The sequence below is a fragment of the Corynebacterium sp. LK31 genome (assembly GCF_014335015.1).
In the GTDB taxonomy this organism is placed as follows: Bacteria; Actinomycetota; Actinomycetes; order Mycobacteriales; family Mycobacteriaceae; genus Corynebacterium; species Corynebacterium jeikeium_D.
In genome coordinates this window covers 113,214-131,042 of the sequence record NZ_PDGW01000025.1, presented here as the reverse complement: position 1 = coordinate 131,042, position 17,829 = coordinate 113,214, and the positions used below count along the sequence as shown (strand labels likewise).

At 58.2% G+C, this 17,829-nt stretch carries 17 protein-coding genes and 1 tRNA gene; 6 read left to right on the top strand and 12 right to left on the bottom strand.

What is annotated here, in order from left to right; genetic code table 11:
* Nucleotides 1-197: 197 nt before the first annotated feature.
* Both ykgO and CRD18_RS10400 read right to left on the bottom strand, forming a co-directional pair.
* Complete coding sequence (ykgO, locus tag CRD18_RS10405) at nucleotides 198-320, bottom strand: type B 50S ribosomal protein L36 (protein WP_005511141.1); 123 nt, start codon at nucleotides 318-320, stop codon at nucleotides 198-200.
* 251 nt (nucleotides 321-571) lie between these two features.
* A complete protein-coding gene (locus CRD18_RS10400) occupies nucleotides 572-2,053 on the bottom strand; it encodes a sugar porter family MFS transporter (protein ID WP_141758952.1) in 1,482 nt (493 codons plus the stop codon).
* Nucleotides 2,054-2,091: 38 nt separating this feature from the next.
* Here CRD18_RS10400 and nadE point away from each other — a divergent pair, with 38 nt between their 5' ends.
* Entirely contained in the window at nucleotides 2,092-2,943 is an 852-nt protein-coding gene (nadE, locus tag CRD18_RS10395; protein ID WP_187406716.1) for an ammonia-dependent NAD(+) synthetase, read from the top strand.
* 51 nt (nucleotides 2,944-2,994) lie between these two features.
* Here the strand turns inward: nadE and CRD18_RS10390 are convergent, their stop codons facing one another.
* From CRD18_RS10390 to pgm, 6 genes are all read right to left on the bottom strand, one after another.
* Nucleotides 2,995-3,591 carry a TetR/AcrR family transcriptional regulator gene (locus tag CRD18_RS10390; protein WP_224784081.1) on the bottom strand — a complete coding sequence of 199 codons (597 nt, stop codon included), beginning with the start codon at nucleotides 3,589-3,591 and terminating at the stop codon, nucleotides 2,995-2,997.
* A 178-nt stretch (nucleotides 3,592-3,769) separates the two neighbouring features.
* Entirely contained in the window at nucleotides 3,770-4,204 is a 435-nt protein-coding gene (locus CRD18_RS10385; RefSeq protein ID WP_048732964.1) for a pyridoxamine 5'-phosphate oxidase family protein, read from the bottom strand.
* Nucleotides 4,205-4,339: 135 nt separating this feature from the next.
* Nucleotides 4,340-4,415: transfer RNA gene (locus CRD18_RS10380), tRNA-Ala, on the bottom strand.
* Between the two features lie 175 nt (nucleotides 4,416-4,590).
* Entirely contained in the window at nucleotides 4,591-5,322 is a 732-nt protein-coding gene (locus CRD18_RS10375) for a thioredoxin domain-containing protein (RefSeq protein WP_016422244.1), read from the bottom strand.
* 131 nt (nucleotides 5,323-5,453) lie between these two features.
* The gene (locus tag CRD18_RS10370) at nucleotides 5,454-5,894 is read right to left on the bottom strand and encodes a MauE/DoxX family redox-associated membrane protein (RefSeq protein WP_048733317.1); all 441 of its coding nucleotides are present in this window, start codon (nucleotides 5,892-5,894) and stop codon (nucleotides 5,454-5,456) included.
* A 54-nt stretch (nucleotides 5,895-5,948) separates the two neighbouring features.
* A complete protein-coding gene (gene pgm / locus CRD18_RS10365; RefSeq protein WP_070767627.1) occupies nucleotides 5,949-7,604 on the bottom strand; it encodes a phosphoglucomutase (alpha-D-glucose-1,6-bisphosphate-dependent) in 1,656 nt (551 codons plus the stop codon).
* A gap of 282 nt (nucleotides 7,605-7,886) precedes the next feature.
* On the opposite strand from pgm, the gene CRD18_RS10360 reads away from it, so the two are divergent.
* The 3 genes from CRD18_RS10360 (at nucleotide 7,887) to CRD18_RS10350 (ending at nucleotide 10,225) form a co-directional block, all read left to right on the top strand.
* On the top strand, nucleotides 7,887-8,306 hold the full coding sequence (locus CRD18_RS10360; protein ID WP_242458714.1) for a CrcB family protein: 420 nt from the start codon (nucleotides 7,887-7,889) through the stop codon (nucleotides 8,304-8,306).
* Entirely contained in the window at nucleotides 8,303-8,728 is a 426-nt protein-coding gene (locus tag CRD18_RS10355; RefSeq protein WP_049172850.1) for a CrcB family protein, read from the top strand. The genes CRD18_RS10360 and CRD18_RS10355 overlap by 4 nt, the downstream gene beginning before the upstream one ends.
* Nucleotides 8,729-8,797: 69 nt before the next feature.
* Nucleotides 8,798-10,225: a sodium:alanine symporter family protein gene (locus CRD18_RS10350; RefSeq protein ID WP_048733326.1), complete on the top strand. Its 1,428-nt coding sequence runs from the start codon at nucleotides 8,798-8,800 to the stop codon at nucleotides 10,223-10,225.
* A gap of 38 nt (nucleotides 10,226-10,263) precedes the next feature.
* Here CRD18_RS10350 and CRD18_RS10345 read toward each other — a convergent pair whose 3' ends face one another.
* A complete protein-coding gene (locus CRD18_RS10345; protein ID WP_049172847.1) occupies nucleotides 10,264-11,337 on the bottom strand; it encodes a PDZ domain-containing protein in 1,074 nt (357 codons plus the stop codon).
* 139 nt (nucleotides 11,338-11,476) lie between these two features.
* Between CRD18_RS10345 and CRD18_RS10340 the strand changes: the two genes are divergently transcribed.
* Nucleotides 11,477-12,979: a zinc-dependent metalloprotease gene (locus tag CRD18_RS10340; protein ID WP_101739135.1), complete on the top strand. Its 1,503-nt coding sequence runs from the start codon at nucleotides 11,477-11,479 to the stop codon at nucleotides 12,977-12,979.
* A gap of 4 nt (nucleotides 12,980-12,983) precedes the next feature.
* On the opposite strand, the gene CRD18_RS10335 is transcribed toward CRD18_RS10340, so the two are convergent.
* Complete coding sequence (locus tag CRD18_RS10335; protein WP_016422236.1) at nucleotides 12,984-13,514, bottom strand: YgjP-like metallopeptidase domain-containing protein; 531 nt, start codon at nucleotides 13,512-13,514, stop codon at nucleotides 12,984-12,986.
* A 68-nt stretch (nucleotides 13,515-13,582) separates the two neighbouring features.
* Between CRD18_RS10335 and CRD18_RS10330 the strand changes: the two genes are divergently transcribed.
* Entirely contained in the window at nucleotides 13,583-14,518 is a 936-nt protein-coding gene (locus CRD18_RS10330; protein WP_242458713.1) for a TOMM precursor leader peptide-binding protein, read from the top strand.
* A 26-nt stretch (nucleotides 14,519-14,544) separates the two neighbouring features.
* Here the strand turns inward: CRD18_RS10330 and CRD18_RS10325 are convergent, their stop codons facing one another.
* Nucleotides 14,545-16,614 carry an ATP-dependent DNA helicase UvrD2 gene (locus tag CRD18_RS10325; RefSeq protein ID WP_065421676.1) on the bottom strand — a complete coding sequence of 690 codons (2,070 nt, stop codon included), beginning with the start codon at nucleotides 16,612-16,614 and terminating at the stop codon, nucleotides 14,545-14,547.
* Between the two features lie 119 nt (nucleotides 16,615-16,733).
* Entirely contained in the window at nucleotides 16,734-17,801 is a 1,068-nt protein-coding gene (locus tag CRD18_RS10320) for a TrkA family potassium uptake protein (RefSeq protein ID WP_016422233.1), read from the bottom strand.
* Nucleotides 17,802-17,829: the final 28 nt, after the last annotated feature.

Sequence of the window (17,829 nt, the reverse complement as noted above, 5' to 3'; positions counted from 1 at the left end):
GGGCCAATTTTGACATAAACGCAGTCAGTAACTTCCATCGCCCCACCGCCCCCAGCCATAAACGCTGTCACCGCCTGAACCTACCTCCTCCAAAAACCAAAAACCGCAACCTTTGGCCACAGTAAAACTGCGACTTCAGATTGCGGTTTTGGCAATAAATGAGGAAGCTATTTGCTTCGCGCTAGCCTAAATAAGGCTTAGCCCTGACGGGCCTTGAAGCGCGGCTCCTTCTTGTTGATCACGTAGACCTTGCCACGACGGCGCACGACCTGAGCGCCCGGCTTGTTCTTCAGCGACCGAAGGGACTTGCGGACCTTCATTCGGGCGCTCCTTTCTACTCGGCTCCGAAACGGGAATGTGCACACTGCACTCTCCCCGGACAATCACCCCAGTGACTGCCTGGCAACGCACCCTTCCTGATAATCCGAAGAAATATCAAAGAGGATGCGTTACGACACGAGTTGCCATACTACCTAATAAGCGGAATAACTCCAAAAATCCGGGGGAAACATGTTCTTTGACGGGCAACCCCAAGATCGCGACTCCCCACGTTGCAACTGCTTCCACTTCTCTACTTGGCAGCGGCAATCATGTACTCGCGGACCTCGGCAAGCGTCTTACCTGAGGTCTCCGGCACCGCCTTGATGGTGAATACCAGCGCAATTGCGCCCGTAATGGCAAAGAAGAAGAACGACCACGCACCACCGACAGCATCCACCATCGGAAGAAAAGCCTGCGCCACAAACCAATTCGCAACCCATAGCGCGAGCCCTGCCAGCCCCATACCCAGGCCACGAGCCTCTGTCGGGATGATCTCGGAAATCAGGAGCCAGGTCGCCACCGACACAGCCGCCTGCTGAAACACGATAAATACGGTCATCAGCAGAAGCGACATCATGGCACCCGTCGAAGAGTTACTCGACAAACCATAGACGGGCGCCAGCACGAGCAGCGAGCTTGCACAGCCCACCAAACCGATAATCAGCATTCGCCGACGACCAACGCGGTCAATGATGCTCATACCAATTGCACACGAAATCACCGAGGCGATACCGATGATGATGGAGGTATAGACAGAGCTTTCCGTCGACAAGCCAACCTTGTTCATCATCGTCGGCGCGAAATACATAATCGCGTTCGCGCCCGTGACCTGTTGCGTCACACCAATGAGCATCGCAATAATGACGGTGCGTCGCACCCACGGGGTTTTCACGGCAAGGCGCTCGGCTGCACGCTGATCGGCGCTTGACGACGCCTCATCAACGGCAACCTCAGCCAGGGTCGCCTCATCTCCCTGCATCTGACGCAGCACGGCCAGCGCCTTGCCCTCCTGTCCTCGACGGACGAGGTAGGCCGGAGTGTCCGGCAGAACCAGCATGCCGATGAGCAGCACGATGCCGGGGACAGCGCCGAGTCCAAGCATGAGTCGCCAGTTACCGGAGGAGGCTAGGGCGGAGTTGGTGAGGAACGCCACCAGCTGACCAATCACGATCATCAGCGAGTTCAGGCTGACCAGGCGTCCACGCACATGCGGTGGTGCCATTTCGGAGATGTACATCGGTACGACGATGGAAACACCACCGATACAGACGCCGAGCAAAGTACGCGCAGCACCCAGCGAAAACGCACTAGTAGCGAAAGCACACCAGATACTGCCGATGATGAAGCCGACCGCTCCGAGCAGGATGGTGCCACGGCGCCCCAGGGAGTCCGCTACGCGACCGCCCAGGAACGCACCGATAGCCGCACCGACCAAGAGCATGGCGGTGACAGTGGACTCCTGTCCTGGAGTCAGCTCAAAAGAGCGCTGGATATACAGCAGCGCGCCCGAGATGACACCGGTGTCGTAACCAAAGAGGAGGCCGCCCAGAGCGGCGATGATAGCCACGGCTATCGACCGAGATGTGGTGGTTTCCCGGTTCGGTCCAGTCTTATTCTGTTCGGTTGTACTCACGCTGGAAATCTTGCCACCGTCCAGGCAAAGACCCCCTATCCGAACAGCACTTACTCGATAAAGATGAGAGTTTTGGCACTCTTCTGGCAGGAAAATCATCCCTTTTCCCGTCCGGAACTAGCGGTAGAGTGAGGCTCATGACCCCAGTAGGCACACAGGATTTCCCGCATCCCCTCCAGTCGGAGATTATTAACGACCTCCACGTCCAGCCCACCATCAATGCCGCCGAGGAAATCAGCCGCCGAGTCGATTTTCTCTGCGATTATTTCCGCACCGCGCACGCCAAGGGATTCGTGCTCGGAATTTCTGGCGGCCAAGACTCCACGCTGGCCGGGCGTCTAGCGCAGTTGGCCGTCGAAAAGCTTCGCGACGGCGGTGAGGATGCCACTTTCATTGCCATTCGCCTCCCCCACGGCGTCCAGGCCGATGAGGACGACGCACAGGTGGCACTGCAATTCATTCAGCCTGACCAAAGGCTAACTATCGATATCGCACCGGCCACCGCCGCGATAACCACCCAGGTCACCGATGCCCTGGCCGGCAGCGCTATCAGCGATTTCAACAAGGGAAATATTAAGGCCCGCATGCGAATGATTGCCCAGTACGCAGTGGCGGGTGTTGACGGCGCTTTGGTCATCGGCACAGATCACGCCGCGGAGGCGGTCACCGGCTTCTACACCAAGCACGGCGACGGCGCCTGCGACCTCGTCCCGCTGCAGGGGCTGAGCAAGCGCCAGGGCGCGGCCTTACTCCGTCACCTCGGCGCACCAGCCAGTACGTGGGAGAAGGTGCCGACGGCCGACCTGGAAGAAGACCGCCCTGCGCTTCCCGACGAAGTTGCGCTCGGGGTGACCTATACCGCCATCGACGACTACCTCGAAGGCAAGGCTGTCTCAGATGAGGATGCCGCGCGAATCGAGTATCTCTACTCCATTTCCCGGCACAAGCGAGCCGTCCCGCCCGGACCGGCCGATTCCTGGTGGCGCTAGGCTACTGCCCCGGGCCACCGATCTAGCGTCCCGGACAGAGCAGCAAACCCCTTAAGAGAAGGCCTCCGCGCCAGCGTCCCAAATAGCCCCAACTGCGGCCAAGCTGTCTGCCGCACCGGCTTCGGCGCTGGGTTCCAGCGCAGGTGAACCATCCTGGACCAGCTCGGCGGTCACCAAACCGTGGGCGAACGCCCACATGGCCAATCCCTTAGGCTCATCGCCGGCAACCTTAATGAATGCATCGCGAATCCAGGCATCCAACGACGAAGGCGAGACGACATTCACGAAATTAGTGCGACTCATCAGCCGGTAACCATGCGGATCGTCGAGAACTGCCTGGCGGTACGCCTGCAGCAGAGACGCCGAAGTGCATTCCTCATCAATGGCAGCATGAATACGCTTGCCCAGATTCTCGAGGCTCTCGGTCAGCAACAGCTGAAGGAGCTCTTCTTTACCGCTGATGTGCTTGTACAGCGATGGCGCCTTCACATCGAGCCGCGCCGCTAGGCGGCGCATGCTGATAGCACTCCAGCCCGATTCGCGCAGCATCGCGCGCGCTTCATCTACGATCTTCTGCATACGTGGAGACTGCCTGCGCACATCGGGCTGCGCTGGCACCCCATCGGTCGATTCTATGGTGCACGTCACATTTGCGACTGTAACGGGTTGAATCTCACTTAGGGCGCTTTTGGGTAATTTAACCCAACAATTTTTAAAAAACAGCTAACGGCGGTGCTCAGTCACTAAAAGCTGCCTTTGCACGCTACAAGCTTTGCTTCACGACGGAGCCCCCACCGTCGTAAAGCAAAAGTGCCGTATGCCACCGCTACACTTCGTAGCGATTCGGCTCCTCCCCGAGGTGGAAATGGCGACCCGAAACATCGTTCGGGGTAATGCGCACGTAGTTGTACTTTAACGTCGGCAGCCAGGGCTTCAGCGGCAGCTCATCTGCAGCGTTAATATCCGCGCGGGAGGTGAGAACCTCTGCGTCACCCTTTACGATGACCGACCAGGCCTTCTGAGCATCCTTGTCAACAAAGTCGGCCTCAAAAAGAACATCGTGGTTCAGAGAAACAGTAAAGAGCTTCGACCCCTCGGCAGTGCGGAAGTAAATGCTTCCCTCATGAACGACGTAGTTCAGCGGGAAAAGGTCCATATCGTCTTTACGACGAACAACCAGTCGCCCAAAAGTCTGCGTAGCCAGCAGCTCAAGGGATTCTTCGGTGGACAGTTTCTGAATAACGGAGTCGTTGTTTGCCATACCCCCAGTATTCCACCGTTCAGACAAAGTTGCTACAGCCATACGGATTACCAATCATTGAGGTAAACGGCGAGCACACTACCCAGGGGTAGATACAAGAAAACCCCCGGTCATTTCGACCGAGGGATTTCATACTGGTGGAGCTAACGGGACTCGAACCCGTGACCCCCACACTGCCAGTGTGGTGCGCTACCAGCTGCGCCATAGCCCCAGAATCAACATCGAAGTGGCTTTCACCCTCCGCTGTGGACTCCTCAAAGGCTACATGGCACTGTCATGTATCACCAAATCCGCATGTAGAACACTCTTTTACGTATTCGTCGAGTGCCCTAGAGCAGATCTGCCGAACATGAACTGAAGATGAATCGTGTGAGCGTGCACGGAACCTAGCGCAGGGCCACCTTGACCCACTGCCCCAGTCCGCCATCACCGGAAATGTTCTCCAGAATATCCTTGCCATCGACAAAGACGTGCGGTGAGGAAACCTTGCCCAAGCGCTTCTCAAGGTCATCGAAGTTGGCATTTGCGCTTGCCTTAGCCTCGGTGGTGTCGATGCCGGAACGGACTTCGCTGACAATTTCGTCAGCAACACCGAGCTGCTCCAGACGGTCAGCCAACTCATCATCGCTCCACGTGACAGAGTTCTGCTGGTCAGCCATCATCATTGTGCGGAAGTTCCAATATGCGCGAGCATCACCGGTCTCAGCAATCTTGCGGGCAACCGCGAAGACGCGAGTGGAGTGACCGTCACGCTGCTCCTTCTCCTGACCATCCAGGAAGTTCAGCGTGCGGTATTCAGCGACAAGCTTGCCGTCGTTTAGCGCCTTGAGCTCATCATCGTGACCCTCTTCGCTCATCTGAGCACAGTAGTGGCACGAGAAGTCCTCAAAAATCGTGGCTGTTTTAGCCCCTTCGGCGCCGTCCTTGCTCAGTCGGATGACATCGCCGTCGAGTGCGACGGAGAAGTCGACGTCCTCATCTGGCAGTCCCTCAATCGGCTGCGACCGGCCGATGTAGATAACGCCACCAATAACAACTGCAACGACAGCAAGAAGAGCAATCAGGCCGACGACGAAGCCACTGCCCTTTTCATTTGGATTCTTAATCTTCTGACTCACACCGCTTACGATAGCGGTGTTTTCTTGCCAATGACACAATTGCGCCTGAGAAAACAGAAATGGTTGCTAGGCCCCATCACCTTGCCCCATTCCCCTGGCCTATCCCCTAGGCTTCCCCTCTAGCCAGCGGACTAGGCGTAAATGGCAAACTTCTTCCACGGCCACACGTACACAAATACAGCCAAGGCCAGAAAACCGATGTCTCGGGCGATTGACTTTAGATATGAAACCGCGTCAGCGTTCTCGTCGTAGCCACCGCCACCAAAGCAACCGCAGTCAATCTGCAGGCCGCGCGCCCACGCCGAGATAATGCCGCCGATAAACACCAGCAAGAGCGCGCCAGACAACACCGCTACCGGGCGCAAGAAAAGCCCCAATACCAGCAGGAGTCCGAGGATAACTTCGAAAGCGGGCAGCGCAACCGCTACCATCGGCACCAAATCGCTCGGCAGCAGCTCATAAGCTTGAACTGCCTGACGCGATTCCAGCGGGTTCAGTAGTTTGATAAGACCCGAGTACAACCAAACTGCAGCCAGGCCGAATCGTGCCACCACGCCTACGAAATTCTTCATACACAGAAATGTTAGTACAGGCTAACTGTTTACAGCTAGCCCAATGGTTACCGATTACCCGTTCAGAACTGCCGAAACCACGTCCTGTGCCTCAGCCTGAACCTGTGCCAGGTGATCCGCGCCTTTGAAGGACTCCGCGTAGATCTTGTACTTATCTTCAGTGCCCGACGGACGCGCCGCGAACCAAGCGTTCTCCGTAACCACCTTGAGGCCACCAATCGCAGCGCCGTTGCCCGGTGCTTCAGTCAGTTTGGCCGTGATAGTCTCCCCTGCCAGGGTGTCGGCCTTGACCTGCTCCGGCGAGAGCTTCTTCAGGATTGCCTTCTGCTCACGGGTTGCGTCCGCATCAGTGCGGGCGTAAGCCGGGGCACCGTACTTATCGGCGAGTTCTGCGTAGAGCTGCGATGGAGTCTTCTCGGTCACAGCCTTGATCTCGCTGGCCAGGAGGTCCAGGATGATGCCGTCCTTATCGGTAGACCACACAGTGCCGTCGTGACGCAGGAACGATGCACCAGCGGATTCTTCACCACCGAAGCCGATGGTGCCGCCGAGCAGACCCGGGACGAACCACTTGAAGCCGACTGGAACTTCCACGAGCTTGCGGCCCAAATTGGCAACGACGCGGTCAATCATCGACGAAGACACCAGCGTCTTACCGACCGCAGTCTCCTGCGACCAGCCCGGACGGTGCGCGAAGAGGTAGTCAATGGCAACGGCCAGGTAGTGGTTCGGGTTCATCAGACCCGCGTCCGGTGTCACAATTCCGTGGCGATCGGAGTCCGCGTCATTGCCGGTGGAGATGTCGAACTTATCGCGGTTACCAATCAAGGACGCCATCGCATTCGGCGAGGAGCAGTCCATACGAATCTTGCCGTCTGTATCCAGCGTCATAAAACGCCAGGTCGCATCAACCAGCGGATTGACCACAGTCAGGTTTAGGTTATGCGCATCGCCAATTGCGCCCCAGTAATCCACCGACGCACCACCCATTGGGTCGGCGCCGATACGCACGCCGGCATCACGGATGGCGTCGAGGTTGACAACATTCGGCAGGTCCGACACGTATGCGTTGAGGTAGTCGTGCTTTACGACGAGGTCTCCGGCCTTATCCACCAGCTGGCGCTCAACCCCATCCAGGCCCTTAGCCAAGTATTCATTGGCACGAGCTGCAATCCAGTCCGTCGCATCCGCGTCCGCCGGACCACCAGTCGGCGGGTTGTACTTAAAACCACCATCCCGTGGCGGATTGTGGGAAGGGGTAATCACGATGCCGTCGGCACGCGCGGAGCTACTCCCCGTCGGACCTCCCTCCACGTCGCGGTTGTACGTCAGAATCGCGTGGCTGACGGCCGGAGTCGGCGTGTAGCGATCCTGAGCGTCAACCATCACGGTGATGCCGTTGGCCGTGAGCACCTCGAGGGCGGAAATCATTGCCGGCTCGGACAGGCCGTGGGTATCGCGACCGACGTAGAGCGGGCCTTCAATGCCCTGGCCCTTGCGGTAATCCACGATGGCCTGAGTGGTGGCATGAATGTGGCCTTCGTTGAAAGCGCCGTCGAGGGAGGAACCGCGGTGACCGGAAGTACCGAAGACGACCTTCTGGTCGGGGTTATTCGGATCCGGGTGCTTTGTGTAGTAAGCAGTGACCAGTTCCGCGACATCGATAAGGTCGGATGGCTGGGCCAATTGCCCGGCGCGCTCATGAGCCATTGTGGGTATCCTCCTGCTGAATCGGCGAACTGCGCAACCACCGATTTCACCGCCGACGAGCCGGCCGGAATGGGAAAACCGGATTTAAATGCGCTTCCTCTTCCCCAGTGTCCCCGTTTTAGGGTCGGCGCGCATGGCAAGAACCACTCGGTAAGGCAAACTCGCCCCTGCAATAGGGTGCAGTAGGTAGATTGTCGCGTGCCGACGGGAACACCTCCTGGTGAAAGATTCCGAATTGTCGGCGCCTACCTCCCCTTTCGCCACTGTGCTAGCGTTTTCACCATGAATGAGGAATCTGTCGCTGCGAAACTGCCATCAGCAGGACGGGCGCAGGTTCTCATGGCCCTGGTTGTCGCCGGCGGTGCCGCTATTGGCGCGGTAAGTCGCTTTCTGCTCGGCGCGGCAATCGATGCGATTGTGAGCTCGGGAACTAGCGCAGTTTCGACCACTGTCATCAACTTGTTGGGCTGCTTTCTCTTCGGCCTGGTCAGCAGTATCGCGTTCGCTAATCCTCGGCTTTCCGCTTTCTGCGGTACTGGCTTTTGTGGCGGTTTCACCACTTTCTCCGCATTTGTCATTCTCTTGTTGGTGCAAGCGGACACGTCAGTCGTACTGATTGTGAGCGTCGGACTTATTCACCTGCTGTGCTGCCCTCTCGCCTACTGGTTGGGCACCAAGTGCGCACGGGAGGTCGCGGAATGACCGGCGATCTCCTCGGCTCTTTTTCCTCGGCACTCTCTGCCATCCTCGCTATCGCAGTTGGCGCGGCAGTAGGTGGAGCGCTGCGCTATGCGCTGGCCGAGCTTGCGGTGAAGTGGGCTGATTCCAAACTGCCCGGAACGTGGACCGCGAATATGATTGCCTGCTTCGTCGCCGGTGTCGCTGCTGTGGTGTGGTCGCGGGGAACGTCGATAAGCAATGGCATGACGCCTGCTCTGGCCTATGCGACGGTAATGATTGGCTTCGCCGGCGGCCTGTCGACGTGGTCCACACTCGCCGGAGAGATCGTACGCCTTAAGAACCAACACTTTTGGAGGGCATGTGGGTACCTTGCTCTGACACTGATTGGCGGAATAGTTTTTGCTTTCGTCGGAATGTGTTTACCCCCACTTGTGGCGAATTAGTAGCACAATAATCATTTTCTGAGAATTTAATGATCGAATTTAGGCTTTCTACCAGTAAAGTTCCACAGCATGGAAAGCTTCAGCGATTTTGCCTCAGCGGCGGATAGTTTTATTTGGAGTCCGTATCTCCTGATCCCCGCGCTGATCGGCACCGGAATCATTTTGACCATTCGCCTGGGTGCAATTCACCTGGTCAAACTCGGCCCGGCACTGCGCCTCGGACTCATCGACCGTAACGACGAAGACGCCGAGGGAGATATCACCAACTACCAGGCGCTTGCGACGGCTCTCGCGGCAACAGTCGGTGTCGGCAACATTGTCGGTGTCGCTACCGCGATCGGCCTGGGTGGACCCGGTGCGCTGTTCTGGATGTGGGTGACCGGCCTGCTAGGTATGGCATCGAAGTACTCCGAGGCATTCCTGGGCGTGAAGTACCGTCAGGTCGATGCAGCTGGCGAACAGTCCGGTGGTCCGCAGTACTACCTGCGCAAGGCCATCCCGAATGGTTTTGGTAAGACGCTGGGCATTCTCTTCGCCGTCTTCGCTGCGCTGGCAGCGTTTGGTATCGGCAACCTGACCCAGGGCAACGCCGTGGCCTCGAACCTGGAAAACAGCTTCGACATCGATCCGACGCTCTCCGGCATGATCATGTTCATCCTGGTAGGCGCAGCTCTGATGGGTGGCATTAAGTCGATTGGCCGCATCACCGCCGGCTTTGTGCCGATGATGATTGTGCTCTACATCGGTGCGGCCGTGTGGGTGCTCGTCGCCAATGTCTCGGCGCTGCCCGAGACCTTCAAGCTCATCTTCACCGATGCTTTCACCGGCACCGCGGCTGTTGGTGGGTTCGCAGGATCCACGCTGATTCTCGCCCTGCAGATGGGTGTTGCCCGCGGCCTGTTCTCCAACGAGTCGGGCCTGGGTTCCGGTGCTATCGCCGCTGCCGCCGCATCGACCACTCACCCGGTTCGTCAGGGTCTGGTCTCCATGACTCAGACCTTCATTGACACCATCATCGTCGTGTCCTTCACCGGCCTGGTTATCATCAGCACCGGTGTTTGGCAGGATGGCAACGTCGACACTGGCGCTCTGACTGCTGAGGCATTCTCCCGCGGACTGCCTGGCCACTGGGGTGGCACAATCGTCACGCTGTCGGTTGTCTTCTTCGCATTCTCCACCATGCTGGGCTGGTCCTACTACGGTGAGCGCGCATTCGAGTCCCTGGTCGGTCGCCGCGGCACCGGTCTCTACCGTGCGGTCTTCACCTGCGTAGTCTTCGTCGGCGCTGTTACTCATCTGGAAACCGTCTGGTCCGTCGCCTCGGCTCTCAACGGTCTGATGGCGCTACCGAACCTCATCGGTCTGATTGTCCTGTCCGGGCTCATTGCGCGCGAGACAAAGGCCTACCTCAAATTTGACCCGCAGTTGCGCGCAACGGCTGCAGAGATTGATAAATGGCAGTCTCAGCAAAACTTCGAGGCCTTCAGCAAGAACTAGCTGAAACTAGCAGCTGCTCGTAGGGACTACGGCAAAAACTACGAGCAGGTCTGCGCGGTCTCCGGCTTTTCGATTGCCGCAAGCGCGTCGTCAAGCACAGAGACCTTTACCAACTTCATATCGCCTCGGTCGGCAGTCACAGCCTCTGCGCAATTGCCTTCCGGCACGAAGAACATCTCGGCGCCCTCATCTCGGGCGGCCGAGATTTTGTGTGTAATGCCACCGATTTCGCCCACGTTGCCGGCAGCGTCAATAGTGCCGGTGCCAGCGAGGTCCTGCCCCTCGGTCAGATCGCCTGGACTCAGCTTGTCAATCACTCCGAGCGTCATCATGAGACCCGCCGACGGACCTCCAATGCCGCTGAGCTGGTACTCAACCTTGGTGTCGTCCGCGGATTGCGCCCCCATCCCAACGCCGAGCAGCGCGGCATTCTTCTGATGCGGGTTTTCCGCCAGTGTCACAGAAATATCGACGGCTTTCTCGGGGTCAGAGTCCTCGCCCTTAGCAGTCTTCTGCTTGTCGACGGTCGCAGACTTGACCCTCAACGTGACAGTATCGCCCGGGTTGCGTCCGGCAATGATCGCCTTGACTTGCTCAGGCTTGCTTACGGCCACCCCATCCACGGCGAGAATCACATCGTCTTCATGCAGTCGCCCATCGACAGGACTATCCGGCACTGTGTAGGCGACGGTGACTTCCATCGGCAACCCGAGATGGGCTAGCGCAGCGGAGGTGGCGTTGGCCTCCGACTCGGTGAATGCAGCCTTGTTCTCCTCTTCCACCTCGTCCTGGCTCTGGCCCGGAGGGAATACCGCCTCAATGGGGACGATATCGTTGTCACGATCGAACCACAGGCCAATGACCTGCGGCAATGTCAGGTTATGCCTGACTGCGACGGTTGTCATATCCAGCGTGCCCTTAGAGCGTTCGGAGTCCGCAGCACTGCCGCTGACTGAGATAATGCTCTTTCCCTCGACATCGCTGAGGACGTCGAAGACCGGGCCAGGCCCCTGCGCGGCATAGGGCACTGTCAGCGTTGGCAGCGAAAGCACAGTTGCCAACGCGGCGATGGGCACAGCGCCCGCAACAAGAGTTTGGGTACGACGATTCACAAATAACACCCTACATTCTCGCTATCTGCCTACTGGACACCTGATGAATCTTGTCCGTGTCTGTTCGCTGGGCGCGAAGTTGCCAATAAAGTGGTGCTTTTAAGTACTCACGCGGGTCATTGCCCGGTACGGTGGGAGCATGAGTTCTAACGGATTTGGCTTTGGTCCGAACGACAATGATGACGATCGTGACGACGCTGGCAACAATGACTCCGGCCAGGGCGGTCAGGGCGGCCAGGGCGGTCCTTTCGGTTTCTTCGGGTTTCCCTTCGGTGGCATGGGCGGCGCCGGTGGCTTCGGTTTCGGCGGCCCCGGGCAGCCCGGCAGCGGCTCCTCTGGCAAAGGAGAACAGCCGAACTTGGGCGATATTCTCAACCAGTTCGGCGAGATGTTCTCCGGCATGGGGCAGCGATTCCAGGAGTCTAACTCTGGCCCTGTCAACTACGACGCGGCCGAGCGCGTTGCGCGGACCCGTCTTGGTAACCCAGCTCCGGTGAAGGACTCGGCCCGCGAGGCGCTGGCTGATTCCTTGCGCCTGGCCGAACTGTGGCTAGATGACGTCACCTCCCTTCCCGCTGGTGTCAACCGCGTAGAAGCGTGGAATAGCCTGCAGTGGTTGGAGAACACCAAGTCGACATGGACTCGCCTTGTCGATCCCGTCGCCAGCCGCATGAGTGATGCCTCCCTCGAGGGCGTTCCAGAGGAAGCTCGCGAGATGATGGGCCCGATGCTGGGCATCATGCGCCAGATGAACTCGATGAGTTTCGGTACTCAGCTAGGGAATGCGCTGGCTGAATTGGCACAGACGAGCCTGACTGGTTCTGACCTCGGGCTGCCGCTACACACCACTGGTGCGGCGGTACTGCTGCCAACACATCTAGTTGCTCTCGCAGAGGAACTCGAGGTTCCAGCGCGCGATCTGTTTATCTACGCCACTGCCCGCGAAGCTGCACACCAACGTCTTTACGACCGCGTGCCATGGCTGGCTGAACGCATGATTTCCTCTGTCGAGGAGTACGCCGCTGGCATCGTCATCGACTACTCCGCGATCGAAGAGGCCGCTCGCGGTCTGGATATTGAGAACATGCAGGATCCGCAGCGTATGCAGGAGGCTATGAGTCAGCTGCAAAATATGGATCTGAGTCCGAAGATTCGTTCTCGCAACGAGAATGCTCGTACTCGTTTCCAGACGCTGCTAGCACTGGTCGAAGGGTGGGTGGACATGGTTGTCACCGATGCCCTCGGTGAGCGTCTACCGGGTGCCGCACAATTGGATGAAGCCTGGCGTCGTCGCCGCGCCACCGAAGGTGCTGAGCAGGCGCTGGAGAAGGCCACCGGCATTGACCTCGGCTCCCCCAAGGTGCGTGAGGCAACCAACTTGTGGCACCGCCTGACCACCGCTGTGGGCATCGAGCGACGTGACAAGGTCTGGGATCACCCGGACTTCCTGCCCGTAGCAGAAGATTTGGATGAACCCGCGGCCTTTATTGACTCGGTTCTTGGCGGCTCGGAAAACGATGACTTCGACCCGATCGCAGAGCTTGAAGAGCAGCTGCGCAAAGAAGCCGAAAAGCGCGCGGCTGACGGCAACGACAGTGACGCCGACGAGGACAATTCTGGCGACGCCGACGACGATAAGTAGCGAGTTAGCTCTGGGTTCCCCAGCGCTGATACGCCTCTAAATAGCCCCGTGCCCGTTCGTGGTACGGGGCTTTTGCCGCCCAATACCAAAACTCTTCGGTATGACCACCGTCGACGAAAGTGTGCACCAGTTCGTGCACAATGACGTCGTCGAGGACGTACCCCGGGACGTCGGCAAGCCTGTGCGAAATGCGAATGCGCCCAGGACTATCGACACCGCCGGTGACGGATGCCCACCTGCGCGACATGTTCTTGACCCATTTGATTGACTCGAACCGCGGGCGATCTTCCAGCACCGTACGAGAGAGCAGCCGTGCGCGGCGCTCCAGCTCGGAATTATCCAGGTTGCTGCCAACTTTCTTCCGCACTCGCGCAACAATTTCATTGACCTGCTGTTTTTCCGCAGCGGCGCTGAGATCGTCCGGAACCATGACAATGATCCGGTTTCCCTCCGCGCGGGCGGACACAGTACGGCGGCGGCGCTTCGAGCGCCGAACCTCAACATCCGGGCCGTACTCAGGTCGCTTGGTGCTCATGCTTTTTAAGCGTATATGCTCTGCGCTGCGATTGCGTAAAAGCTGGCCCCGGGGTAAAAGATATTTTTATGGGGGAATACAGGGATACGTCTCGGGGGCGGGATGGTACGGCTGGCGTAATAGGTTCGGACGCACCCGCAGCACAAACGCTTGCCGCGCCTACCACGGACTACGCGCTGCGGCCGGAGATACCGATTGTCATGCGCCCAGGCGCGCGGATTCAGTTCGGCGTGGAACCGGAGCGCAGCATGATTCTGCCGCTTTCCGACGGCACCCCGCCGGGGCCTGTCTTCTCGGCACTTCTTGCAGCTCATAGAGGTAGCACCTTAAGCGAGGCCTTTGCTGACAGTCACGACAAACTGTCACCGCAGTTCATTACCGCACTTATCTCCGACCTTCACCGAGCCGCACTGGTCCAAAAACCACCGACACGGCGGAGGATTACACTGATCGGTCGGGACAGTTTGCGCACTGGACTTTTAAAAGAGCTTCGTCGCACGGGTTGTGGTAGTTGGACGACGGCAATGTCGCCCACTCGCAATGCGACGCTGAAGATATCTCAATCCACGCCGGAAGATATCGGGCTCGCGGTGGTCACGGGCATGGAAGTACCGAGCATGCCCTTGGTTCGCGCTCTGTTTCATCGTGGAATTGAGCATCTGCACACGCATTTCCGCGATGGAGCACTGATTCTTGGGCCGCTTGTTCAGCCAGGTCAAGGCCCCTGCTCGATGTGTTTCGAAGCTTATCGACGAGACCGCGACCCCGTCCGGGCACTGATTGCGCTACAGCTTCGCACTTTTACGCCCGTGACCGCACCGGAATGGCTGAACACAGCGGTGCCGCTGTTGGTTGGGCAGCTGCGGCGACCGGACCTCTCAGATCTATGTGCGACAGAGGTGCGCATAGATTTGGAAAGCCTCGATATCACCCGCACTACGGTTGCTCCCCACCCGCAGTGCCCAGTGTGTGGTCATGGCAACTCGCAGATGCAGTTCATGTAATTCGAAGTGCCTTGAGCAGAATCTGACTAGGAATTCACAAAAGAATTGACGATTCCCAAGATGCCTTCGCCGAAATGATTGAGCTTCGCTTCTCCAATTCCGGGAATTTGCAGAAGTTCCTCCGGCGTAGTCGGTTGCTGCTCACCGATGGCCAGAAGGGTCGCATCGGAGAAGATCACGAATGCGGGGACAGTCATTTCTCTCGACATTTCCAGGCGCCATGCACGCAATGCTTCCAGTAGCGCAGGATCCGCACTGACCGGGCACTCTTCACAGCGCCCTGAGATCCGCTCCGCGTCGGTGTGCAATGGCTTAGTGCAGCCCTTGCACTGTTTGGACTGCTGACGCTTACCACGGGAACTAGAGCTCCTTGAGCTTCGCTGTGCCTCCGCCGAGTAGTCAGAGACATCAATGTCGAGTTCATCGAGGAATCGTGTGCGGCGACGTGACCTGCGGCCGCCTTCTGTCCTCGACAATGACCAAGATAGCTCCAGATGTTCACGGGCTCGAGTAATGCCGACATAGAGCAGACGGCGCTCTTCTTCGATGGCTTCCGCTCCCTGTGCAGGAGATCGGTCGAATTTATTCAGCGAATGTTGGATAGGCAGCGAACCGTCGATAAGCCCAACGAGGAACACCGCATCCCACTCCAGCCCCTTGGCTGCATGCAGGCTAGCCAACGTCACGCCATCCAGCGTCGGCGGATGCTTGGCCTGCTGCCGAGTGTGCAATTGGCCGAGGAGCGCCTGGATATTGACCTCGGTGTTGGCATGAACGATGTCCTTACACAGGTCGAATAGGGCGCGCAGTGACTGCCAACGTTCCCTGGCACCAGTGCCTTCCGGCTCTTGGTCAGTCATGCCAAGACCCGCGAAAACCTGCTTGACCAAATCCAATAGATTCGTGCCCTGCAATGTCGGAACGGTCCGTGAGGAACGGGAAACTCGCACAAGTGCGGCGATGGCATCGCGGATCTCGGGACGCTGGTAGAAACCGTCCCCGCCACGAACCTGGTAGGCGACTCCTACCTCGGACAAAGCCTGCTCAAAGACTGCGGACTGTGCGTTGATGCGGTACAAAACGGCAATCTCCGATGCCGGCGTTCCCGCGTCGATAAGCCGCTTGATGCTGCGCGCGGTCGCGCGAGCTTCCATCGGCTCATCGTCGTACTGGTTAAAAGTCGGCTCCGGCCCGTCTTCACGCTGCCCAATCAGCTTCAGCCGCGAACCGGCGATACGCCCCTGCGCACGGCCGATGACATTGTTGGCCAGCTCGACGACCTGTGGGGTCGATCGGTAGTCCCGCTGCAGGCGGACCACTGTGGCTTCCGGGTAGTCCCGAGAGAAGTTCATTAGGTACTGCGGAGTCGCCCCTGTGAAGGAGTAAATCGTCTGGTTGGCGTCCCCGACAACTGTGAGGTTGTCACGGTCTCCCAGCCAGGCGTTGAGAACTCGCTGCTGTAACGGGGTGACATCCTGGTACTCATCGACGACGAAGCACCGATACTGGTTGCGGAATTCCTCCGCCACTGCACGGGAATTCTCCATCGCACCGGCGGTGTGGATGAGCAGGTCGTCGAAGTCAAGCAATAGCCCGTCAGGAGTGGTTTTTATGTCCTCGTAAGCGCGATAGCAATCGACAATTTTTTCCGCAGACAGAGGCGCCGTGCGCCCATGTTGCCGCAACGCGGCCTGGTACTGATCCGCACCGGCCAGAGTGGCCTTCGCCCACTCAATCTCGCCCATGACATCGCGGATCGTTTCCTTGGAGGTGTCCAGGCCCACCCGGCGTACTGCTTGGGCGACGACACGGAATTTCTTGTCATCCAACAGCTGCCAGGGCATATCACCGGCGACTTGGGGCCAGAAGTAGCGCAGCTGGCGAAGAGCTGCCGAGTGGAAAGTACGCGCCTGGACTCCAGGCGTTCCCATCTTTGCCAGGCGATCGCGCATCTCCCCTGCTGCACGCGAGGTAAATGTCACCGCTAATACCTTCTGCGGCTGCACAAACCCCTGGTCAATGAGGTACTTGATGCGATGAGTAATTGTTCGGGTCTTACCTGTACCGGCTCCAGCAAGAATGCACACCGGCCCCATCGGAGCCGTTGCTGCCTCGCGCTGGTCTGGATCCAGCCCAGCTAGATAATCCGGCTCGTTCACATCCGCCTCTGAGTAAGTCAAAAGTTGTTAGACCCCATTTTTAAACTGGTCGAGTGCTATTCGTCATTGCTGTAGACACGGCGGACGTACAGCAGCCGGTCGCCTGGCTCCACCGATTCACACTCCGGTGAATCAATTCGGTACAGCTCACCCGAGCGCACCACGCCGAGTGCAATATCCGCGAGGTGCCGTGGGCTGGCACCGATTTCCTCTTCGGTGACCAGCCTCTCTGCAACAGAGAATCCTTCATCCGGGCTCAGGAGGTCTTCCATCATCTCAACCACCGAAGGAGTCACCGTGGCCAGCCCCAGCATTCGGCCGGCGGTTTCAGAAGAAATAACCACTTGGTCTGCTCCTGACTGCGTCAACAAGTGGCGGTTTTCTGATTCACGCACCGAGGCCACAATTGAGGCACCCGGCGCCAACTCACGGACCGACAACGTGACCAGCACCGCTGTGTCATCTTTGTTCGGTGCAACGACTATAGAGCGGGCACGCTGAATACCAGCTAACTTCAGCACATCGGATTTAGTAGCCGACCCATGCACCGTCGCCAAGCCTTGATTCGAAGCGTGGTCGAGTGCTTCCTTGTCCGTATCAATGACAACGATTTCTGCCGGATCTACGCCGTCCGCGAGAAGAGCTGCAATGGCAGAACGACCCTTGGTGCCGTATCCGATAACGACGGTGTGGTTGCGCAACTGTCTCCTCCAGCGCTGAATTTGCAGGGTTTTCCGAGATTCTTGGGTCAAAACGGTCAGAGTAGTACCGACCAAGAGAGCAAGGAAGGCCACACGCAGTGGCGTAATGATCAAAATATTGAGTAATCGAGCCCTCTGTGTCACCGGCGTGATGTCACCGTAGCCCGTCGTCGACAGACTGACAGCCGAGTAATACACCGCATCGATGAAGGTGAGAGGCTCCGTATATCCGTTGCGGTCGTAGTAAACCACGACGGATGCAATCAGCAGCAAAAATACGGCGTAGTTCAAACGACGTATGATTAGCCGCCAAGGATTCTTCGGCGCGGACTCAGGCAGGCCAATGACTCCCAGCAGTGCATGCCCGGGAAGATCATTGAGCCCGGTTTCGTATCCCGAAGATTTCCGAATTGGATTACGCAACCGCTCCTCGCCTGCCTTTCATGAAAAC